This is a genomic window from Pseudomonas sp. FW300-N2F2 (genome assembly GCF_017351655.1).
Classification (GTDB): Bacteria; Pseudomonadota; Gammaproteobacteria; order Pseudomonadales; family Pseudomonadaceae; genus Aquipseudomonas; species Aquipseudomonas fluorescens_AA.
The window spans coordinates 901,311-923,508 of sequence record NZ_JACNDQ010000003.1 but is presented as its reverse complement, the minus strand read 5'-3'; the positions used below and the strand labels follow the sequence as shown (position 1 = coordinate 923,508).

The 22,198-nt window shown below is 61.9% G+C and carries 17 protein-coding genes and 1 pseudogene; 8 read left to right on the top strand and 10 right to left on the bottom strand.

All coding sequences use genetic code 11. The features are described 5' to 3' along the window. Nucleotides 1-2: 2 nt before the first annotated feature. From gatA to J4E63_RS24675, 5 genes and pseudogenes are all read left to right on the top strand, one after another. Complete coding sequence (gene gatA, locus J4E63_RS24695) at nucleotides 3-1,454, top strand: Asp-tRNA(Asn)/Glu-tRNA(Gln) amidotransferase subunit GatA (protein ID WP_207283620.1); 1,452 nt, start codon at nucleotides 3-5, stop codon at nucleotides 1,452-1,454. Between the two features lie 143 nt (nucleotides 1,455-1,597). Further along, nucleotides 1,598-3,049 (top strand): annotated as a pseudogene (gene gatB / locus J4E63_RS24690) (Asp-tRNA(Asn)/Glu-tRNA(Gln) amidotransferase subunit GatB); the annotation flags it as partial. A 149-nt stretch (nucleotides 3,050-3,198) separates the two neighbouring features. Then, a complete protein-coding gene (locus tag J4E63_RS24685; protein ID WP_060739171.1) occupies nucleotides 3,199-3,576 on the top strand; it encodes a septal ring lytic transglycosylase RlpA family protein in 378 nt (125 codons plus the stop codon). A 49-nt stretch (nucleotides 3,577-3,625) separates the two neighbouring features. After that, nucleotides 3,626-4,687 carry a calcium/sodium antiporter gene (locus J4E63_RS24680; protein ID WP_103309004.1) on the top strand — a complete coding sequence of 354 codons (1,062 nt, stop codon included), beginning with the start codon at nucleotides 3,626-3,628 and terminating at the stop codon, nucleotides 4,685-4,687. Then, nucleotides 4,684-5,064 (top strand): carboxymuconolactone decarboxylase family protein, encoded by a 381-nt coding sequence (locus J4E63_RS24675; protein WP_025211835.1) that lies wholly within the window; start codon nucleotides 4,684-4,686, stop codon nucleotides 5,062-5,064. Before J4E63_RS24680 ends, J4E63_RS24675 begins: the two co-directional genes overlap by 4 nt. A 136-nt stretch (nucleotides 5,065-5,200) precedes the next feature. Here the strand turns inward: J4E63_RS24675 and J4E63_RS24670 are convergent, their stop codons facing one another. The 5 genes from J4E63_RS24670 to kdgD form a co-directional block, all read right to left on the bottom strand. After that, nucleotides 5,201-6,142, bottom strand: coding sequence for an AEC family transporter (locus J4E63_RS24670; RefSeq protein WP_192261468.1), 942 nt, complete (start codon nucleotides 6,140-6,142; stop codon nucleotides 5,201-5,203). 262 nt (nucleotides 6,143-6,404) lie between these two features. Further along, nucleotides 6,405-7,958 (bottom strand): galactarate dehydratase, encoded by a 1,554-nt coding sequence (gene garD / locus J4E63_RS24665; RefSeq protein WP_192261467.1) that lies wholly within the window; start codon nucleotides 7,956-7,958, stop codon nucleotides 6,405-6,407. Nucleotides 7,959-7,971: 13 nt separating this feature from the next. After that, the gene (locus J4E63_RS24660; protein WP_072341209.1) at nucleotides 7,972-9,336 is read right to left on the bottom strand and encodes an MFS transporter; all 1,365 of its coding nucleotides are present in this window, start codon (nucleotides 9,334-9,336) and stop codon (nucleotides 7,972-7,974) included. An 85-nt stretch (nucleotides 9,337-9,421) separates the two neighbouring features. Next, nucleotides 9,422-10,867, bottom strand: coding sequence for an aldehyde dehydrogenase family protein (locus J4E63_RS24655; protein WP_072410836.1), 1,446 nt, complete (start codon nucleotides 10,865-10,867; stop codon nucleotides 9,422-9,424). 116 nt (nucleotides 10,868-10,983) lie between these two features. Then, nucleotides 10,984-11,895: a 5-dehydro-4-deoxyglucarate dehydratase gene (kdgD, locus tag J4E63_RS24650; RefSeq protein WP_014336610.1), complete on the bottom strand. Its 912-nt coding sequence runs from the start codon at nucleotides 11,893-11,895 to the stop codon at nucleotides 10,984-10,986. 289 nt (nucleotides 11,896-12,184) lie between these two features. On the opposite strand from kdgD, the gene J4E63_RS24645 reads away from it, so the two are divergent. Then, nucleotides 12,185-12,568: a hypothetical protein gene (locus J4E63_RS24645; protein WP_060739178.1), complete on the top strand. Its 384-nt coding sequence runs from the start codon at nucleotides 12,185-12,187 to the stop codon at nucleotides 12,566-12,568. Between the two features lie 419 nt (nucleotides 12,569-12,987). On the opposite strand, the gene J4E63_RS24640 is transcribed toward J4E63_RS24645, so the two are convergent. From J4E63_RS24640 to J4E63_RS24625, 4 genes are all read right to left on the bottom strand, one after another. Beyond that, on the bottom strand, nucleotides 12,988-13,734 hold the full coding sequence (locus J4E63_RS24640) for a FadR/GntR family transcriptional regulator (RefSeq protein WP_072410832.1): 747 nt from the start codon (nucleotides 13,732-13,734) through the stop codon (nucleotides 12,988-12,990). Nucleotides 13,735-14,011: 277 nt separating this feature from the next. Further along, on the bottom strand, nucleotides 14,012-15,739 hold the full coding sequence (locus J4E63_RS24635; RefSeq protein WP_207283619.1) for an ABC transporter ATP-binding protein/permease: 1,728 nt from the start codon (nucleotides 15,737-15,739) through the stop codon (nucleotides 14,012-14,014). A gap of 251 nt (nucleotides 15,740-15,990) precedes the next feature. Further along, nucleotides 15,991-16,551, bottom strand: coding sequence for a response regulator transcription factor (locus tag J4E63_RS24630; RefSeq protein ID WP_003177957.1), 561 nt, complete (start codon nucleotides 16,549-16,551; stop codon nucleotides 15,991-15,993). Continuing rightward, nucleotides 16,548-17,807, bottom strand: a complete 1,260-nt coding sequence (locus J4E63_RS24625) for an ATP-binding protein (RefSeq protein ID WP_060739181.1) — start codon at nucleotides 17,805-17,807, stop codon at nucleotides 16,548-16,550. The genes J4E63_RS24630 and J4E63_RS24625 overlap by 4 nt, the downstream gene beginning before the upstream one ends. 231 nt (nucleotides 17,808-18,038) lie before the next feature. Here J4E63_RS24625 and J4E63_RS24620 point away from each other — a divergent pair, with 231 nt between their 5' ends. Next, entirely contained in the window at nucleotides 18,039-18,758 is a 720-nt protein-coding gene (locus J4E63_RS24620; protein ID WP_207283618.1) for an SIMPL domain-containing protein, read from the top strand. 191 nt (nucleotides 18,759-18,949) lie between these two features. On the opposite strand, the gene J4E63_RS24615 is transcribed toward J4E63_RS24620, so the two are convergent. Further along, nucleotides 18,950-19,342, bottom strand: coding sequence for a DUF6124 family protein (locus J4E63_RS24615; RefSeq protein WP_207283617.1), 393 nt, complete (start codon nucleotides 19,340-19,342; stop codon nucleotides 18,950-18,952). 1,238 nt (nucleotides 19,343-20,580) lie between these two features. Between J4E63_RS24615 and J4E63_RS24610 the strand changes: the two genes are divergently transcribed. Next, nucleotides 20,581-22,182 carry an ABC transporter substrate-binding protein gene (locus tag J4E63_RS24610; RefSeq protein ID WP_207283616.1) on the top strand — a complete coding sequence of 534 codons (1,602 nt, stop codon included), beginning with the start codon at nucleotides 20,581-20,583 and terminating at the stop codon, nucleotides 22,180-22,182. The last annotated feature ends 16 nt before the right edge of the window (nucleotides 22,183-22,198 follow it).

Here is a 22,198-nt window from a genome sequence, read left to right as displayed (position 1 = left end):
TCATGCATCACATGACCCTGGCCGAGATCGCCCGCGGACTCGCCGATAAAAAGTTTTCCTCCGAAGAGCTGACCCAGGTCCTGCTGGCGCGCATCGCCCAGCTCGACCCGCAGCTCAACAGCTTCATCAGCCTCACCCAGGAGCTGGCCCTGAGCCAGGCCAAGGCCGCCGACGCCCGCCGCGCCAATGGTGAAACCGGCGCCCTGCTCGGTGCGCCGATTGCCCACAAGGACTTGTTCTGCACCCAGGGCATCCGCACCAGCTGCGGCTCGAAGATGCTCGACAACTTCAAGGCCCCGTACGATGCCACCGTGGTCGCCAAGCTGGCCGCCGCCGGCACCGTGACCCTGGGCAAGACCAACATGGACGAATTCGCCATGGGCTCGGCCAACGAGTCGAGCTACTACGGCGCGGTGAAAAACCCCTGGAACCTGGAACACGTACCGGGCGGCTCGTCCGGCGGTTCCGCCGCCGCCGTGGCCGCGCGCCTGTTGCCGGCCGCCACCGCCACCGACACCGGCGGCTCGATTCGCCAGCCAGCGGCGTTCACCAACCTCACTGGCCTCAAGCCGACCTACGGTCGTGTCTCGCGCTGGGGCATGATCGCCTACGCCTCCAGCCTCGACCAGGGCGGCCCGCTGGCGCGCACCGCCGAAGACTGCGCGATCCTGCTGCAAGGCATGGCCGGCTTCGACCCGAACGATTCCACCAGCATCGATGAGCCCGTGCCGGACTACAGCGCCAGCCTCAACGGCTCGCTGCAAGGCCTGCGCATCGGCGTGCCGAAGGAATACTTCAGCGCCGGCCTCGACCCGCGCATCGCCGAGCTGGTCCACAACAGTGTCAAAGAGCTGGAGAAGCTCGGCGCGGTCATCAAGGAAATCAGCCTGCCGAACATGCAGCACGCGATTCCGGCGTACTACGTGATCGCCCCGGCGGAAGCGTCCTCGAACCTGTCGCGCTTCGACGGTGTGCGCTTCGGTTATCGCTGCGAGAACCCGGAAAACCTGATCGACCTGTACAAGCGCTCCCGTGGCGAAGGCTTCGGTGCCGAAGTGCAGCGCCGGATCATGGTCGGCGCCTATGCGCTGTCCGCCGGCTACTACGACGCCTACTACCTCAAGGCGCAGAAAATCCGCCGCCTGGTGAAGAACGACTTCATGGCCGCCTTCAACGAGGTCGACATCATCCTCGGCCCGACCACGCCGAACCCGGCCTGGAAGCTCGGCGCCAAGAACAGCGACCCGGTCGCCGAATACCTGGAAGACGTCTACACCATCACCGCCAACCTCGCCGGCTTGCCGGGCCTGTCCATGCCGGCCGGTTTCGTCGATGGCCTGCCGGTGGGCGTGCAACTGCTCGCGCCGTATTTCCAGGAAGGCCGCCTGCTCAACGTGGCTCACCAGTATCAGTTACACACTGACTGGCACACCCGCACCCCTCAGGGGTTTTGAAACTGCTGCGCTCGGTAATGCTGCGTTGAAAACTGGTTCGAAATGCTCATTGACTACAGTCAACTCCGCTTTCTCACCAGTTTTCGCCTTGCCTTACCTTCGCTCGCGACGTTTCAAAATCCCCTGATAAGACTTCTGAGGAGAAACACATGCAATGGGAAGTCGTGATCGGGCTGGAGATTCATACCCAGCTCACCACCCGGTCGAAAATCTTTTCCGGTAGCTCCACCACGTTCGGCTCCGAGCCCAACACCCAGGCCAGCCTGGTCGACCTGGGCATGCCCGGCGTGCTGCCAGTGCTCAACGCCGAAGCCGTGCGCATGGCGGTGATGTTCGGCCTGGCGATTGACGCCGAGATCGGCCAGCATAACGTGTTCGCCCGCAAGAACTACTTCTACCCGGACCTGCCCAAGGGCTACCAGATCAGCCAGATGGAACTGCCGATCGTCGGCAAGGGCCACCTGGACATCGCCCTGGAAGACGGCACGGTCAAGCGTGTCGGCATCACCCGGGCGCACCTGGAAGAAGATGCCGGCAAGAGCCTGCACGAAGAATTCAACGGCGCCACCGGCATCGACCTGAACCGTGCCGGCACGCCGTTGCTGGAGATCGTCTCCGAGCCGGACATGCGCAGCGCCAAGGAAGCCGTGGCCTACGTCAAGGCGATCCACGCGCTGGTGCGCTACCTGGGCATCTGCGACGGCAACATGGCCGAAGGCTCGCTGCGCTGCGACTGCAACGTGTCGATCCGGCCCAAGGGCCAGGTCGAGTTCGGCACCCGCTGCGAGATCAAGAACGTCAACTCGTTCCGCTTCATCGAGAAGGCGATCAACAGCGAGATCCAGCGCCAGATCGAACTGATCGAGGACGGTGGCAAGGTCATCCAGCAAACCCGCCTGTATGACCCGAACAAGGACGAGACCCGTCCGATGCGCAGCAAGGAAGAAGCCAACGACTACCGTTACTTCCCCGACCCGGACCTGCTGCCGGTGGTCATCGAGGACTCGTTCCTCAATGACGTGCGCGCCACCCTGCCGGAACTGCCGCCGCAGAAACGCGAGCGCTTCCAGGCACAGTTCGGCCTGTCGAGCTATGACGCCAACGTCCTGGCCACCAGCCGCGAACAGGCCGATTACTTCGAAAAAGTCGTGAGCATCGGCGGCGACGCCAAGCTGGCGGCCAACTGGGTGATGGTCGAGTTGGGCAGCCTGTTGAACAAGCAGGGCCTGGAAATCGATGAGTCGCCGGTCTCGGCCGAGCAACTGGGCGGCATGCTGCTGCGGATCAAGGACAACACCATTTCCGGCAAGATCGCCAAGATGGTGTTCGAAGCCATGGCCAATGGTGAAGGCAGCGCCGACGAGATCATCGAGAAGCGCGGCTTGAAACAGGTCACCGACACCGGGGCGATCAGCGCCGTGCTCGATGAGATGCTCGCGGCCAACGCCGAGCAGGTCGAACAATACCGCGCGGCAGACGAAGCCAAGCGCGGCAAGATGTTCGGCTTCTTCGTCGGCCAGGCCATGAAAGCCTCCAAGGGCAAGGCCAACCCGCAGCAGGTCAACGAACTGCTGAAAAGCAAGCTCGAGGGCTGATGGACATGGAGCCAGTCTTGCTGTCTGGCTCAATTCCCTGTGGGAGCGAGCTTGCTCGCGATAGCGGCATGACAGTCAACACAGATGTTGAATGTGATGACCTCTTCGCGAGCAAGCTCGCTCCCACATTTGGATTTGGAAAACCCTACATGAAGCGTCTCCTCGGCGCCTGCGCCCTGCTGTCCCTGCTGGCCGGTTGCGCCAGCCAGAGCGGGACGGTCGATCCACACGGCTACGACCAGACCGGCGTCGCCTCTTATTACGGTGCCAGGCACCATGGCAAGCGCACCGCCAGTGGCGAGCGTTTCAACCAGCACGGCCTGACCGCCGCCCATCGCCAGTTGCCGTTCGGCACTCGGGTGAAAATCACCAACCTGGGCAACAGTAACAGCGTGGTGGTGCGCATCAACGACCGTGGCCCATACTCCCGAGGCCGTTTGATCGACGTGTCCCGCGAAGCCGCCGAGCAACTGGGCATGCTGCGCAGCGGCACCGCACGGGTGCGCGTGCAAGCCCTCGACGATTGATAGACGGAGCCCGGCCATTTCCCTACTCACCGCCCTACCGCTGCTCAGCCTGATCGAATTGTTCGGCGCCCTGCTGTTGCTGATCGGCGGCGCCGAACTGCTGGTGCGCGCCGCCGTGGGCCTGGCGGCACGCTTGCAGGTACGACCGCTGATCATCGGCCTGACCGTCGTCGCCTTCGGCAGCAGCGCGCCACAAATGGCCGTCAGCCTGCAGGCGACCCTGGCACAGAACGCCGACATCGCCGTGGGCAGCGTGATCGGCAGCGGCATCTTCAACATCCTCGTCACCCTCGGGTTGTCGGCGCTGATCATTCCGTTGCGCGTCTCGCGCCAACTGGTACGCCTGGACATCCCGCTGATGATCGGTGCCAGCCTGCTGGTGTTCGTGCTGGCCTGGAATGAAGAACTGACCCGGTTGGACGGCGTCTGGCTTCTGCTGGCCCTGGCGGTGTACCTCGGGCTGTTGCTGCGCCAGTCACGGCATTCGGGGCGACCGCACCCGATGGGGGGCGACGTGGCCCAGCTGTCCTGGGTCAAGAGTGTGTTGATGATCGCGTCGGGCCTGGCGATGCTGGTTTTCGCCGGACACCTGTTGCTGGGGGCGGCGGTGGAAGTGGCGACGGACCTCGGGCTCTCGGAACGCATCATCGGCCTGACCATCGTCGCCGTCAGCACCTCGCTGCCGGAACTCGCCACCTCGCTGATCGCCGCCTTGCGGGGCCAACGGGACATTGCGGTGGGCAACGTGATCGGCAGCAACCTGTTCAACCTGCTGGGCGTGCTGGGAGTCACCGCACTCGCCGCGCCCACGCCACTGTCGGTCTCGCCGAACGCCCTGGATTTCGACCTGCCGGTGATGCTCGGCGTGGCGGTGCTGTGCCTGCCGGTGTTCTATTCCGGTTATCGCGTCACCCGCGCCGAAGGCCTGTTGTTCCTGGGCTTGTACCTGGCCTACGGGCTGCACGTGGTGTCGTTCACCACCGGCATGCCCCTGGCCGGCCAACTGGAACGGTTGATGCTGTTCTATGTGCTGCCGGCCCTGCTCGCGTTTTTGCTGTTCACCTCCCTGCGCGCCTGGCGCCGCCAACACCACAAGAGGGATTTGCCATGACCGACACTCCAAAAACCGGCCTGGACATGCGTCGCCAGGTCATGGGCGACGCGTTCGTCGACCGTGCCCTGGGCAATGCCACCGAATTTACCCAGCCGTTGCAGGACTTCGTCAACGAACATGCCTGGGGCAGTGTCTGGCAACGCGAGGGGCTGCCGCTGAAGACCCGCAGCCTGATCACCCTGGCCGCCCTCACCGCCCTCAAGTGCCCGCAGGAACTCAAAGGCCATGTGCGCGGCGCGCTGAACAACGGTTGCACGGTGGAAGAGATTCGCGAGGCGTTGCTGCATTGCGCGGTGTACGCGGGCGTGCCGGCGGCGATCGATGCGTTTCGGGCGGCGCAGGAAGTGATCGATAGCTACCAGAAGCCGGAGTGATCGTTAGATCGCTATCGCGAGCAAGCTCGCTCCCACAGTTGACCGGCGCTGAACACAAAATTTGTGTACGCCACGAACCTCCTGTGGGAGCGAGCTTGCTCGCGATTGGCCCTCAAGCACACCGCCCTCTCAGAACCTAGATCCACCCACCCCACTGCAACACAAAGATCCCCAGGTTGGTGGTAATCGCCGCCATCAAAGTGGTGATCACGATGATCGCCGCCGCCAGTTCATGGTTGCCATCGGCCGCCCGGGCCATGACGAAGCTCGCGGCGGCGGTGGGGCTGCCGAAGTACAGGAACAGGATCCCCAGTTCCGCCCCGCGAAAGCCCCAGAGCCAGGCACCGAGGGTGGCCACCAGCGGCAGGCCGACCATTTTCACCAGGCTCGAACTCAGGGCCATCTTGCCGCTCTTGCGCAGGGCCGCCAGCGACAGCGTACCGCCGATGCAGATCAGCGCCAGGGGCAAGGTCATTTGCGACAGATACTTGGCCGAAGTCTCGAACCAGTTCGGCAGGCCGATCTGCCAATAGGCGAACGGCGCGGCGACAATCACGCTGATGATCAGCGGATTGCTGATCACGCTTTTGCAGATGCTCCACGGATCGGACTTGATCACCGGGCTGTAGACCGCCAGCACGATGGTCGACAAGGTGTTGTAGAACAGGATCACCAGCGCCGCGAGAATCGCCCCCAGGGAAATCCCGTAGTCGCCATACATGCTCGCCGCCAGCGCCAGGCCGATGACCCCGTTGTTGCCGCGAAACGCACCCTGGGTGTAGATGCCGCGATCTTCCCGCGGGCAACGCCAGATCGCCCAGCCCCAGGCCATCGCAAAGCTCACCAGGGTGGCGATAGCGAAATAGATCAACAGATCCGGCTGCAACGCCGCATGCAGGTCCGCGTGCAGGATACCGAGGAACAACAGCGCCGGCATGGTGACGTTGAACACCAGGGACGAGGCGATATGGATGAAGTTATCGTTGATCCAGTAAATGCGCTTGAGCAACACCCCCAGAAACAGCATGGCAAACACCGGTGCGGTGATGTTCAGGGTTTCGAGAAAAATTGCCAGCATGCCGTGGACCTTGAAAGGGGTGTCGTTAGGTGGCTAATGATAAGCCACTAACGACGTTGGCGTCTGGTGAAGCGCTATCGCGAGCAGGCTCGCTCCCACATTGGTTCTTTGGTAAACGCAGAATCCACATTCACCGCAGCCCCCCCTGTGGGAGCGAGCTTGCTCGCGAAGACGGCGGCACATCCAACATCAATGCTAGCTGAACCACCGCCATCGCGAGCAAGCTCACCCCCACACCGGGTCTCCAACAATCACGAAATCATCAGGTAATCGGCGCGGGGTTGAACAAGGTGATGTCGTTGTACAGCTTGTGCCGCTCGGCCCAGGTCTGCTTCTTGCCGCTGGCCACGTCCAGGTAGTAGTGGAACAGCTCCCAACCCAACTCTTCGATGGTCGCCCGTCCGGTGGCGATCCGGCCGGCGTCGATGTCGATCAGGTCCGGCCAGCGCTGGGCCAGTTCGGTGCGGGTCGAGACCTTCACCACTGGGGCCATGGCCAAGCCGTACGGCGTACCCCGGCCGGTGGTGAACACATGCAGGTTCATCCCCGCCGCCAGTTGCAAAGTGCCGCAGACAAAATCACTGGCCGGTGTGGCGCAGAAGATCAGGCCCTTTTGCTTGAAGCGCTCGCCCGGGCCGAGCACGCCGTTGATCGCGCTGCTGCCAGACTTGACGATCGAGCCCAGGGATTTTTCGACAATGTTCGACAGCCCGCCCTTCTTGTTGCCCGGCGTGGTGTTGGCACTGCGATCGGCCTCGCCCTTGGCCAGGTAACGGTCGTACCAGTCCATTTCCCGCACCAGCTCCTGGGCGACTTCCTGGGTTTGCGCCCGGGAGGTCAGCAGGTAGATCGCATCGCGCACTTCGGTGACTTCGGAAAACATCACCGTCGCCCCCGCACGCAGCAACAGATCCGAGGCATAACCCAGCGCCGGATTGGCGGTGATGCCGGAAAACGCATCGCTGCCGCCGCACTGCATGCCCAGGATCAGCTCCGAGGCCGGCACGGTTTCGCGACGGCGCAGGTCGAGTTTCTTCAGGCGGGTCTCGGCCAATTCCATGATCTGCTCGATCATTTCGGTGAAACCGTGACTGGAATCCTGCAAGCGATACAACCACGGCTCGCTGAGGTCCACCGAACTGTCGCCCTCATGCATCACCTGCCCGGCCTGCAATTTCTCGCAGCCCAGGCTGATCACCAGCGCTTCACCCCCCAGGTTCGGGTTGCGTGCCAGGTTGCGCACGGTACGAATCGGGATGTACGCATCGGTGGCGGTGATCGCCACCCCACAGCCATAGCTGTGGGTCAGCGCCACCACGTCATCGACGTTCGGATACTTGGGCAGCAGCTCATCCTTGATGCGCTTGACCGCATGGTCCAGCACCCCGGTCACGCACTGCACCGTGGTGGTAATGCCCAGGATGTTGCGCGTGCCGACGGTGCCGTCGGCGTTGCGATAACCCTCGAAGGTGTAGCCCTCCAGCGGCGCATCGGCCGCCGGCACGTCGGTGGACAGCGGCAAGCTGTCCAGCGGCGGCGCGGTGGGCATGCGCAGCTGGTCTTCCTTGACCCAACTGCCACGGGGGATCGGTTGCAATGCGTAGCCAATGACCTGGCCGTAGCGAATCACTTCGCCGCCCTCGGGAATATCCTCCAGGGTGACCTTGTGGCTCTGGGGTACAAAGTCCACGGTAACCAGGCCGTCCGGGAACTCGGTCCCGGCCGGTACGCCCTGGTCATTGACGACGATCACCACGTTGTCCCGCTCATGCAAGCGGATGTAACGGGGCGAATCGGCATGTTCAATCAGTTGCATTGACGCCGCTCCTTCAGGATTTCGCTTCAGACAGGCTGGAGATGCCGGCATCCTTGGCCGTCGGTTCCTTGAGTACCACACGCTTGATCGGTCCAACGATGACCAGGTAGCTGAACACCGCCACCAGCGCGTTGCAACCCACGAACACCAGTGCCCACTTGAACGAACCGGTGGCGCTGATGATGTAGCCGATGACGATCGGAGTCGTGATCGACGCCAGGTTACCAAAGGTGTTGAACAAGCCACCGCTCAAACCGGCGATCTGTTTTGGCGACGTGTCGGAAACCACGGCCCAGCCCAGCGCGCCGACGCCTTTACCGAAGAACGCCAGGGCCATGAAGCCCACCACCATCCATTCGATGTCCACGTAGTTGCACGCCACGATGCTGCTGGACACCAGCAGGCCGGCGATGATCGGCGCTTTGCGGGCGAAGGTCAGCGAGTGGCCCTTGCGCAGCAGGTAGTCGGAAATCACCCCGCCCAGCACGCCACCGATGAAACCACAGATGGCCGGCAAGGACGCGATGAAACCGGCCTTGAGGATGGTCATGCCGCGTTCCTGCACCAGGTACACCGGGAACCAGGTCAGGAAGAAGTACGTGATGCCGTTGATGCAGTACTGGCCCAGGTAAACGCCGAGCATCATGCGATTGGTCAGCAGTTGACGGATGTAATCCCACTTCGGACCGTCGGCTTTCTTTTCCTTGCCCTTGTCCTGGTCCATGTCGACCATCGCGCCGTTGGCGGCAATGTGATTGAACTCGGCCTCGTTGATCATCGGGTGCTGACGCGGGCTGTAGATCACTTTCAGCCAGATCAGCGAGAACACGATACCGATCACGCCCATCACGATGAACACGTGCTGCCAGCCGAAACGGTAGACGATCCAGCCCATCAGCGGTGCGAACAACACGGTGGCGAAATACTGCGCCGAGTTGAAGATCGCCGAGGCGGTGCCGCGTTCTGCGGTGGGGAACCAGGCGGCGACGATCCGTGCGTTGCCCGGGAAGGACGGCGCTTCGGCCAGCCCAACCAGGAAGCGCAGCATGAACAGCGCAACCACGGCCGTGGACATGCCGAATTCACCCACATAGCCTTGCAGCACGGTGAACAGCGACCAGGTGAAAATGCTCAAGGCATAGATTTTTTTCGACCCGAAACGGTCGAGCAGCCAGCCGCCAGGAATCTGCCCGGCCACATAGGCCCAGCCGAAAGCGGAGAAGATGTAACCGAGGGTGACGGCATCGATGCCGAGGTCTTTTTGCAGGCTGGAGCCTGCGATGGCGATGGTGGCACGGTCGGCATAGTTGATCGTCGTCACCAGGAACAGCATGAGCAGGATCAAATAGCGGACGTGTGTCGGCTTGGTCGCTTGCATGTAGATGTACTCCCACTATTTATTTTTATGCGGGTTAGCAGATTGTGACGCCAGGACGGGATCACCCGCCCTGGCGGTGTCGCACTTACGATCCGATGTAAGAAGTTTTAACCACGGTGTAGAACTCTTGCGCGTAGCGACCTTGCTCACGCGAACCATAGGACGAACCTTTGCGCCCGCCGAACGGCACGTGGTAATCCACGCCGGCGGTCGGCAGGTTGACCATCACCATGCCCGCCTGGGAATGGCGCTTGAAGTGGTTGGCATACTTCAGCGAGGTGGTGGCGATACCAGCGGACAGACCGAACTCGGTGTCGTTGGCCATCGCCAGCGCCGCCTCGTAGTCGGCCACGCGCACGACGTTGGCCACCGGGCCGAAGATCTCTTCGCGGCTGATGCGCATCGAGGCTTCGCTGTCGGCGAACAGGGTCGGCGCCAGGAAGTAACCTTCGGTGTCGCACGTCACCAAACCACCACCGCTCACCAGCCGCGCGCCTTCGCTCTGGCCGATGTCGATGTACTTCAAGTCCTGGTTGAGCTGGGCTTCGGAAACCACCGGGCCGATGTCGGTGCCGGCCTTCAACGCATGACCGACCTTGATCGATTGCATGCGCTCGGCCATGGCCGCAACGAACTTGTCGTGAATGCCAGCGGTGACGATCAGGCGACTGGAGGCCGTGCAACGTTGGCCGGTGGAGTAGAACGCGCTCTGCACCGCCAGTTCGACGGCTTGCTTGAGGTCGGCGTCGTCGAGGATGATCTGCGGGTTCTTGCCGCCCATCTCCAACTGCACCTTGGCCTGGCGTGACACGCAGTTGACCGCGATCTGCCGGCCCACGCCCACGGAACCGGTGAAGCTGATGCCGTCGACTTTCGGGCTGTTGACCAGGACTTCACCGACCACGCGGCCGCTGCCCATCACCAGGTTGAACGCACCGGCCGGGAAACCGGCGCGGGAAATGATCTCGGCCAGGGCCCAGGCACAGCCCGGCACCAGCTCAGCGGGCTTGATCACCACGCAGTTGCCGTAGGCCAGGGCTGGGGCGATCTTCCATGCGGGGATGGCGATCGGGAAGTTCCACGGGGTGATCAGGCCGACCACACCGAGGGCTTCACGGGTGACTTCGACATTGACGCCTGGGCGCACTGACGGCACGTAATCGCCCGACAGGCGCAGGCATTCACCGGCGAAGAATTTGAAGATGTTGCCGGCGCGGGTCACTTCGCCGATGGCTTCAGGCAGGGTCTTGCCCTCTTCCCGGGCCAGCAGTTGGCCGAGTTCTTCGCGGCGGGCGAGGATCTCGCTGCCGACTTTGTCCAGCGCATCGTGACGGGCCTGGATGCCCGAGGTCGACCAGGCCGGGAAGGCGGCGCGGGCGGCTTCGATGGCGGCATTGACTTGCGCTGCGTCAGCCTTGGCGTATTCACCGATGACATCGGACAAGTCAGACGGGTTGATGTTGGTGCAATAGTCGGCACCGGCCACCCACTGACCGTTGATGTAGTTATCGAAACGCTTTGAATCTGCCACGGATGCTCCTCCTAACAAAAAGCCTGTCTGGTCTTGAGGCGTTCCCCCGCAGCGCGTGGGAACGATCAAGCCTTACGCAAAAAGCCGCTGATTACTCAGCGGCCTTGTCGGGTCTGTTATTGCTTGCCTTGCTTGTCGATCAGCGCGGCCAGGGCTTCGTATTCTTCTGGCAGCAGATCGGTCAGCGGCGTGCGCACAGGACCTGCGTCGTAGCCAACGATTTTCGCGCCGGCCTTGACGATGCTCACCGCGTAACCGGCCTTGCGGTTGCGGATGTCCAGGTATGGCAGGAAGAAGTCGTCGATGATCTTGCCGACGGTCTCGTGATCGTCGCGGGCAATGGCGTGGTAGAAGTCCATCGCGGTTTTCGGGATGAAGTTGAACACCGCCGAGGAGTAGACCGGCACGCCCAGGGCCTTGTAGGCCGCGGCGTAGACTTCAGCGGTCGGCAGGCCGCCCAGGTAGCTGAAACGATCGCCGAGGCGACGACGGATCGACACCATCAGTTCGATATCGCCCAGGCCATCCTTGTAGCCGATCAGGTTCGGGCAGCGCTCGGCCAGTTGTTCCAGCTGGGTGGCGTTCAGGCGGCAGACGTTGCGGTTGTACACCACCACGCCGATTTTTACCGATTTGCACACGGCTTCAACGTGGGCGGCAACGCCGTCCTGGCTGGCTTCGGTCAGGTAGTGCGGCAGCAGCAGCAGGCCTTTGGCACCCAGGCGCTCGGCTTCTTGAGCGTATTCGATGGCCTGGCGGGTGGCACCGCCAACACCGGCAAGGATTGGCACGCTGGTGGCGCAGGTATCGACGGCGGTCTTGATGACCTGCGAATACTCGCTGGCGGCCAGGGAGAAGAATTCACCGGTGCCGCCCGCTGCGAACAATGCAGAGGCGCCATACGGGGCCAGCCACTCGAGGCGCTTGATGTAGCTGTCGCGATTGAAATCGCCTTGGGCAGTGAAATCGGTGACCGGGAACGACAGCAGGCCAGACGAGAGGATGGACTTCAGTTCTTGTGGATTCATTATTCGAACACCCTGGGACGCAAATGATTGTGTGAGATGGTTAAGCTTCGGCCAGAAGTTGTAGGTCATCGTACAACTTAAATAATCTGCGTCAACTGCATTTCGTCATCGAAGGGTAAAAAAGGCCGACGGACCGTTCGTCAGCACTGTCGACTCTGCCAGTAGGCGTGACGGTGTGTTGCAGGCATAACGCAGCAGTGGCCGTGCGACCGCCCGGCCAGTGTTTTCTGGCTTGCTATCTAACAGTGAGTCACCGTATGCGCACGGTCGCCTCACAGGGAGAGACACCATGGCGAACTTTGCACTGCCCATCCTCACCCAGTTCTCAGGCAACAAACCCGCCGAGAAGGTCACAATCAACCTTTCGAAGCTGGGGGCCAATCTGGAAGTCCAGATTCCTGACTCGAATGAAATCTCCGCCGATTGGTCGGTCTACCCGATTCTCGGCGCCAACAAGGATCATCCCGACTGGTCCGGCCAGCAGGTGGCGGCCGGCACCTGGGACGATGCCAACGACGGCATGGTGAAACTGACGGGGCTGAAAGTCACCGTGCCCAAGGCAGAACTGCAAAAGTACCTGGGCCGACAGGTTGAACTGCGCTACCGGTTTGCCAATGAATCGGGGTATGACTTGTATTCCGATCCGTCGGTGAAGTTGAAGATCGAGCCCTAGGCGCCCAGGCACGGCGGCGGTTGACCCGACGCCATCGCGAGCAGGCTCGCTCCCACAGGGGGATTGTGGCGGACCTGAATCCAGAGACCACAGGAGATCAATTGTGGGAGCGAGCTTGCTCGCGAATAGGCCGCTACATCCAGCCTATCTATAAGCTGACCCACCGCCATCGCGAGCAAGCTCGCTCCCACAGGGGGATTGTGGCGGACCTGAATCCAGAGACCACAGGAGATCAATTGTGGGAGCGAGCTTGCTCGCGAATAGGCAGCTACATCCAGCCTATCTATAAGCTGACCCTCCGCCATCGCGAGCAAGCTCGCTTCCACAGGGGGATTTTGTGGCGGACTTTAATCCAGTGATCACAAGAAATCACTGTGGGAGCGAGCCTGCTCGCGATAGCGGTGGCTCGACTGGTCAGATCAACCCTGGGCCTGGGCCTCTTCATGGGCCTGGCGCAAGCGCTCGCGGCTGTTGGTCAGATGCAGGCGCATGGCCGCACGGGCCGCGTCGGAGTCCTGGCGGGCGATGGCTTCGTAGATTTCCTCATGCTCGCGGCTCAGGCGATCCATGTAGTGCTGGTGGTCGTCGTGGGCCAGGCGCGCCGAGTTCAGCCGGGTACGCGGGATGATGCTGGTGCCCAGGTGGGTCATGATGTCGGTGAAGTAGCGGTTGCCGGTGGACAGGGCGATTTCCAGATGGAAGGCGAAGTCCGAGGCCACTGCGTCGCTGGCGTGGGCGGCACTTTCCTTCAAGGCGTCGAGGGCGGCGCGCATCGTCGCCAGTTGCTCGTCACTGCGGCGCTGCGCCGCGAGCCCGGCGGACTCCACTTCCAGGCTGATGCGCAACTCCAGGATCGCCAGTACGTCCCGCAAAGTGACCACCGTGGCCGGGTCGATGCGAAAACCGCTCGGGCTGGGCGTGTCCAGCACGAAGGTGCCGATGCCATGGCGGGTTTCCACCTGGCCGGCGGCCTGCAACCGGGAAATCGCCTCGCGCACCACCGTGCGGCTGACACCATGGGCTTCCATGATCGCCGACTCGGTGGGCAATTTATCGCCACGCTTGAGCAAGCCGTCGCGAATCTGCTCGGTCAGCACCGTCACCAGCTCCTGCGCCAGGCTGCGGCGCTTGCGGGGAAGGCGGGGTACGTCGATCGGGTTTTCCATTGTGTCTGTGTCTCGGCAAGCGGTTGAATGACAACATCATAGCGCAACGTGGTTGTACGATCACCGTGGGTGCAGTGGCGAGTCGGGTGCTGACGCCGAGTCGCCTTCATCGCGAGCAAGCTCGCTCCGACATTGGATCGGTTGTGGACATGAACATCCGATTCACCACAAACCCTTGTGGGAGCGAGCTTGCTCGCGATGGCGGAGGGTCAGCCACATAAACATCAACTGATACACCGCTATCGCGAGCAAGCTCGCTCCCACAGGTTTTGGGTGTTTATGCTGTCACGGTGCGCTCCACCAGTTGGCCATTTTCGATACGCACATGTCGCGGATGGAAACGTTTCAAACTGCTTCGGTGGCCGACGCTGACGATGCTCAGGCCCGGCAACTGGTCGATCAGCGCCTGGTACAGCGTCGCCTCGTCTTCTTCGTCCATCGCCGACGTGGCTTCGTCCATGTACAACCATTGCGGTGCATAAAGCAATGCGCGGGCAAAGGCCAGGCGTTGTTGCTCGCCAGGCGAGAGCATGCGCTGCCAGTGGTTGCTTTCATCCAGCCGCGGGATCAGGTGCGGCAGGCGGCAGGTTTCCAGCACCTGTGCATAACGTTCGTTGGGATAGACATCGCCGGCCTGTGGATAACTCAACACTTCCCGCAGGCTGCCAATGGGCAGATAGGGCTTTTGCGGCAGGAACAGGTAACGCGCCGCCGGAAGCCGGATCGTTCCGTGCCCTGCGGGCCACAAATGTCCCATCGCGCGAAACAGGGTCGACTTGCCACTGCCGGAACGACCGCTGAGCATGACCCGCTCACCCGGCGCCACGTTCATATCGGCGTTGTCGAGCAGATGACGACCGTCGGCCAGATCCAACCCGAGGTTGTGAACCGTCAACGCGCTACCCTGGTTCTGCACATCGATGGCTGGCACGCGGTCTTCGTTGTCACTCATGGCCTGGCGGAAGCTCAACAGACGATCACAGGTGGCGCGCCACGCGGCAAGGTCGGCGTAGGCGCTGATGAACCAGCTGAAGTTCTCCTGCACATTGCCGAAGGCCGAGTTGATCTGCATGAGTTCGCCCAGCTGGATCTTGCCGGCGAAGTAGCGCGGCGCAGCAACGATGAACGGGAAGATGATCGCGATCTGGCCGTAGCCGGAGGTGAAGAACGTCAGGCGCTTGGACACCCGCATGATGTCCCAGAAGTTATGCCAGACCAGGCCGAAGCGCCCGCTCAGGCGGCGGTTCTCGTTCGGTTCGCCGTTGTACAGCGCAATGCTTTCGGCGTTTTCACGCACCCGGACCATGGAGAAACGCAGGTCGGCTTCGAAGCGTTGCTGATTGTTGTTCAGCCCGATCAGGCGTCGGCCGATCAGGTGCGTCAACCAACTGCCCACCGCCGCATACACCAGGGCGCACCAGAACATGTAGCCGGGGATGGTGTAGCCGAACACTTCGATGCTGCCGGACACGCCCCACAAGATGATCGAGAACGACACCAGGCTGACCACGGTGCGCAGCAATCCCAGCCCCAGGCCCAGGGTATTGGTGGTGAAACTGTTGAGGTCTTCGGAGATCCGCTGGTCCGGGTTGTCGGTATAGCCGCCCTGCTCCAGCCGGTAGTAATTCTTGTTGCCCAGCCAACGGGCGAAATGCTGCTCGGTGAGCCAGGCCCGCCAACGAATGGTAAGCATCTGCGTGAGGTACAAGCGATAGACGGCGCCGAGGATCGCCACCGCCGCGATGCCGCAGAAATACAGGATCAACTGCCAGAACGCTGCGCTGTCCTTCTCTTGCAGGGCGTTGTAGAAATCCTTGTACCAACTGTTGATCCACACCGAGATCGCCACGCTGAACAGCGACAGCGCGATGACGGCGATCAACAGCGTCCAGGCCTTGCCCTTCTCCTCACTGCGCCAGTACGGCGTGGTCATTTGCCAGACACGGCGGAAAAACTGCCCGCGCACCGCGTCATTGACCGCGGAATATTCAGCGTTCTGATTCATGGTTAAGGCTCGATAAAGAAAAGAACTAGTGTCATGTTTCGCAAATACGTTTCTTTTTGACGAGTGGCTGTTGTCGTCAGGCAAGGCGCCGCGACGAGTCATAGCCCGCTATGGCGAGGAGCGGCAACGCAGCATGACGGCAACAGACGCCGTCAAAAAGGAACAGTATTTGTGATACATGACGCTGGGGCCGATCATAAAGCAACGGCCCGATGTGTCGCGAGGGTGGACAACACCTGTTCAGCGCAGGTTCAGCGACGCACGGGACGCTTTTGCAATTTGCGCTGCAAGGTCCGCCGGTGCATGCCCAGGGCGCGGGCCGTGGCGGAGATATTGCCCTCGTGCTCGGTCAGCACCCGCTGGATGTGCTCCCATTGCAGGCGATCCACCGACATGGGGTTTTCCGGCACCAGGGTGTCGAGGTCGGCGTGCTCGGACAACAGCGCCGCCAATACGTCATCGGCATCCGCCGGTTTGCACAGGTAATTGCAGGCGCCGCGCTTGATGGCTTCGACCGCGGTGGCGATGCTCGAATAACCGGTGAGGATCACCACGCGCATCTCCGGGTCCAGCTCCAGCAACTTGGGCAACAACACCAGGCCGGAATCGCCGTCCATTTTCAGGTCCAGGGCGGCGTAGTCCGGCAGGTCGGCCTGGGCGATGGTCAGGCCTTCCTCGGCGGAACCGGCGGTGCTGACGCGAAAGCCGCGACGGGACATGGCCCGGGCCATGACGCGGGTGAAGGTGGCGTCGTCATCCACCAGCAACAGGTGCGGCAGTTCTTCGCCGTCGACTTGGATCTCGTCACTCATGTTTCGTCTCCTCGGTCGGCATGGGGCAGGCGCAGCTCGGTGAGCGTGCCGCCTTCCTCATGGGGGTAGAGTTTCACCGAGCCGCCGGCGCGTGTCACGCTGGCTTTGCTCAAGAACAGGCCCAGGCCGAAACCTTTGCCCTTGGTGGTGTAGAACGGCTTGCCGATCTGCTCGGCAATCGCCAGCGGCACACCGGCACCGTGGTCGCGAATGCAGATGGTCAGTTCATAAGCGTTCCAGTCCAACGCCACTTCCAGGTTGTCGGGACAGGCATCGGCGGCATTGTTCAGCAGGTTCAACAGCGCCTGGGTCAGGTCTGGCGGCGGCGCCATGCGCGGCACCACGCCCTTGCCCAGGCACTGGAAGCGATAACTGGCTTCCGGGCGCATCAGGTGCCAGCGGTTCAGCGCATCGTCGAGCCAGAAGGTGACCGCCTGCATGTCGATGTCCAACCGGCGATTGGCCTCGGCGGCACGCACCAGGTATTGCAGGGTTTCCTTGCAGAGCTTGACCTGGTCCTGGAGCACGCTGAGATCGTCCTGCAGCGCCGGGTCGTGATGGTCCTGGCGCATTTCCTTGAGCAGCACGCTCATGGTCGCCAGCGGTGTACCCAATTCATGGGCGGCACCGGCAGCCTGGGTTGCCACGGCCAGCAATTGCTCGTCCCGCAGGCCCTCTTCACGACGGATGGCCCGCAGCTCTTCCTGGCGGCGCAGCTCCTCAGCCATGCGCGCGGCAAAAAACGTGATGACCGCCGCCGCCAGGGCGAAACTCAGCCACATGCCGTAGATCTGCAGGTTCTCCCGGGCGATGGGAAAGGTTTCCAGCGGGTAGAACCGCGCCAGCAGCAAGGTGTACAGCGCCAGGGCGATGCCGGAAAGGATCAGCGAAAACCGCCACGGCAACGTCACCGCGGCGATGGTCAGCGGCACCAGGTAATAAGAGACGAAGGGGTTGGTGGAGCCGCCGGAGAAATACAGCAACGCGCTGTGGATAAACAAGTCGCCGGCCAGCTGCACGGCATATTCCAGCTCGGTCACCGGCCACGAGGCACGCAGGCGAATCGCCGTCAGCGCGCACAGCACGCTGGAACAGACCAGGGTGATCGCCAGCTGCAGCCAGGGCAGCGGCAGCAGGTCGAACCAATAGGCGAGCCCCACGGAGCCGGCCTGGGCCGCCAGGACCAGAATACGGATAAACGTCAGGCGCCAGAGGTTCTGGCGGGAAGCGGAAGTCATTTGCAAAGGGGCGAGCATGAGCTCTCCTGATGAGCGCTCCAGGCGGATCGCACGGAGTATAACCAAGGCGGGGGTTGCAGCGGCAGATATGCGGCAAAGCGCCACAGCCCCAAATGCCACAGGAGATCTTCATTGGCTTCAGGTATCTGTATAGAAGTTGTAACTGTGCGAACCCACCCATAAAAGCTAGAGTCTTATCCTTCACGCAGGCCCGGACCTCACCCCTGCGCCTCATCCCAAGGAGCTTTCATGCACACGTTCAGTCGCCACGTCGCCCTGCTCGCCTTCAGCCTCGGCACCGTCGCCAGCCTGCCGGCCCTGGCCGCCGACGAGCTTCACTACAACCAGATTTCCCTGCGCGCCGAAGTCAGCCAGGAAGTGGCCCGCGACCTGATGATCGTCACCCTCTACACCGAAGAACAGAACACCGATCCGGCCAAACTCGCCGCCACTGTCAGCACCACGGTGAACAAAGCCATCGGCCAGGCCAAAGAGGTCAAGGACATCACCCTGCGCCAGGGCAGCCGCAACAGCTACCCGATCTACGACAACAAGGGCCAGAAAATCACCGGCTGGCGCGAGCGCGCCGAACTGCGCCTGGAAAGCGCCAACTTCGCCGCCCTGTCCAAACTCACCGGCGAGCTGCTGGGCGACATGAAGATGGGCGGCATGGACTTCGCCATCGCCACCGCCACCCGCCAGAGCAGCGAAGACGCCCTGCTCAAAGACGCCGTCAACGCCTTCAAGGCCCGCGCTCAACTGGCCACCGAAGCCCTGGGCGGCAAGGGTTACAAAATCGTCAACCTGAACTTCAATACCAACGGTTATCCACAACCCTTCATGCGCGCGCCAACGATGATGATGAAAAGTGGTTCCATGGATGCTGAATCCGTGACGCCTGACGTGGAAGCGGGTACCAGTAAAGTGATCATGACGGCGGATGGGGTGGTTGAGGTGTTGATGCAGTAACCCGCCTGATCGTTCCCACGCTCCCGCGTGGGAATACCTCACCGCGACCCTGTGGCGAGGGAGCTTGCTCCCGCTGGGCCGCGAAGCGGCCCCAACAGCAGCGACTCAATCTGTCTGACGCACCGAGGTGTCAGGTTTGGGTCTGCTGCGCAGCGGGAGCAAGCTCCCTCGCCACAGGACGGTGCCCGACCTCAAGTGGGCGGGCAGGCCGAACTGGCCGGTGCCTCGACCTGATCCAACGCCTTGTCCACCAGCAACTGGCACAGCTCCACCAACTGATGAATCCCCAACGCCACGCTCCGACGCGTGCCCTCCACTTCGAAAGCCAGGTCTTCGGCCATGGCTTTTATCGAGGCCAGGGTTTCCGAGGTGCTGGTGAGCAGCGTATCGGTGTCGGCTTTGGCGGTGACTGAAAACAGGCTATCGATGCGCTGATCGGTGCTTGGCTCTGTTTTTTTTGGATTCAGGTAATGATCGAGGGCGCGCTCGGCGGCGGCGCGGTCTTTTAGGAGGTCTTCGATGGCGTCGAAGCCGGAAAGGGGATTGGTTTTGTTGAAGGGTGGGTCGGGGAGTGACTTATCCATTGATTTGTACCTATTTAGTGATGAGGACCATCACTTGCCGTTTCTCACTCGGCAAAGTGGTGGCAGCTATGTGCAGGGGTGAGAAATCCGAGAATAGGTACTCGGCCAGACCGAGGCCTGCCCGCACACAGCCGCCATAACGCATCTACTACAGGCAGCGGATAAGCTGGCGGCAATTATGCAGGTACAGAGGCTGGATGCCTATTATTCGGGTTTCTCACGCCCGGTCGCTGAATGGCAGCGACAGGAAAAAGGTTAGAGAGCCCACTTCCGAGGGACAACCTTAAAAACTTGTCGGATGTTTCGTTCTGAGGAGCGGATCCTTCCGACGCACCTGAATGATTTATGCAGCCTTCCGACCCACCGCAAACCCGTGGCGAGGGAGCTTGCTCCCGCTGGGGCGCGAAGCGGCCCTAAAAGCAGCGACTCCATCCAACTGATACAACGCGGCGCTTGGGTTGGGTCTGCTGCGCAGCCCAGCGGGAGCAAGCTCCCTCGCCACGGGGTTAGGTGTTCGACGAGACGGAAGCGTATTGCTTCAACCAGTGAATCGGGTACACCCGAGGGAACCAGGCCGGCTGTCAGGCCGCCTTCGCGGGCAAGCCCGCTCCCACAATTGAATCGGAGTACGACTGGGAGAACCAGGTCGGCTATCAGGCCGCCTCGCGAGCAAGCTTTGCTCCCACAGATCTGACAGGTGTACGAGCGGGAGAGCCAGGCCGGCTGTCAGGCCGCCTCGCTTTTGATCTTGATCTGGGGCGCCCCGTTAACCACGCTGGCCGAACGCAGGCATTGTGGAGTGGGCATCCCGGCATGGATGCCGGGATAGCCGCGCTGGGCCATGGATGGCCCTTCGCGGCGGGCCCACGGAGCAATGCCGGAGTGAGGGCACACCGAGCCTAGGCGAGGTGCCGAGTGTGGGGCAAAAAGCGTTTTGCTTACTTTTGCGCTTCTCAAAAGTGAGCCGCTGTAAGAGCGGAACCCTAAGTGGCCGTTACCGCAGCAATGGATATGTACACAGTCAAAAAACCTTGATCAACCGTAAGGCCGCCATCGCGAGCAAGCTCGCTCCCACAAATTGGATCGGAGCACGACCGGGAGAGACAGGTCGGCTATAAGGCCGCCTCGTCCAAAAGCGCTATACCCAAACCCAACGGTCCCCCTCACTTTTCGATATTTCCAACACCCCCACCCGCAACGCTACTCTCCTGAAAACCTCACCACCCCCAAGGGATTTCATGGACAGAACCACCCTCAAGCCCCTCCTGCTCACCCTGGCCCTGATCAGCAGCGCCCCAATGGCCCAAGCCGCCACCACCCTGGTCTACTGCTCCGAAGCCAGCCCCGCCGGGTTCGATCCCAGCCAATACACCAGCGGCACCGACTTCGATGCCTCGGCCGAAACCGTCTTCAACCGCCTCACCCAGTTCAAGCGCGGCGGCACCGAAGTCGAACCCGGACTAGCCACGAGCTGGGACGTATCCGCCGACGGCCTGGTCTACACCTTCCACCTGCGCAACGGCGTGAAATTCCACACCACCGACTACTTCACCCCCACCCGCGACTTCAACGCCGACGACGTGTTGTTCACCTTCCAGCGCCTGCTCGACCCGCAGCACCCGTTCCGCCAGGCCTACCCCACCGAGTCGCCGTACTTCACCGACATGGGCCTGAACACCACGATCAGAAGCGTCGAAAAAGTCGACGAGCACACCGTGCGCTTCAACCTGAACAACGTCGACGCCGCCTTCGTGCAGAACCTGGCGATGAGTTTCGCCTCCGTGCAGTCCGCCGAATACGCAGCGCAGTTGGTGAAGGAAGGCAAGGCTGGCGACCTCAACCAGAAACCCGTCGGCACAGGGCCGTTCGTGTTCAAGCGCTACCAGAAGGACTCGCAGATCCGCTACGCCGCCAACACGACGTACTGGAAACCCGAGGACGTGAAGCTCGACAACCTGATTTTCTCCATCACCCCGGACGCCGCCGTGCGCCTGCAAAAGCTCAAGCGCGGCGAATGTCAGGTCAGTGGCTACCCACGCCCGGCCGACATCGAGGTGATCGAGCAGGATCCGAACCTGCAAGTGCTCAAGCAGCCGGGTTTCAACCTGGGTTTCCTGGCCTACAACGTGACACACCCGCCCCTGGACCAGCTCAAGGTCCGCCAGGCGCTGGACATGGCCATCGACAAGCCGGCGATCATCAAGGCCGTGTACCAGAGCGCCGGCCAACTGGCGCAGAACGCCTTGCCACCGGCCCAGTGGTCGTTCGACCCGAGCATCCAGGACGCCCCCCACGACGTGACCAAGGCCAAGGCGCTACTCAAGGAAGCCGGGGTTGCGCCGGGTACCACCCTCAATTTATGGGCGATGACGGTGCAACGCGCGTCCAACCCCAATGCGCGAATGTCGGCACAGATGATCCAGCAGGATTGGGCCAAGATCGGCATCAAGGCCAACATCGTCAGTTATGAATGGGGCGAGTACATCAAGCGTGCAAAAAATGGCGAACATGACGCAATGATCTACGGCTGGACCGGCGATAACGGCGACCCCGACAACTGGCTGGGGGTGCTGTACAGCTGCGCGGCGGTCAAGGGCAGCAACTACGCCAAGTGGTGCGACCCGGCCTACGACCGTTTGATCCAGCAGGCCAAGGTGTCCACCGACCGCCAGAAACGGATCGATTTGTACCAACAAGCGCAGAAAATCCTCAAGCAACAGGTGCCGATCACCCCGATCGCCAACTCCACGGTATTCCAGCCGATAAACAGGCAGGTGGTGGATTTCAAACTCAGCCCATTCGGCCTCACACCCTTCTACGGCGTGGGTTTGAAGAAGTAATACCCGCCCCCTTCCG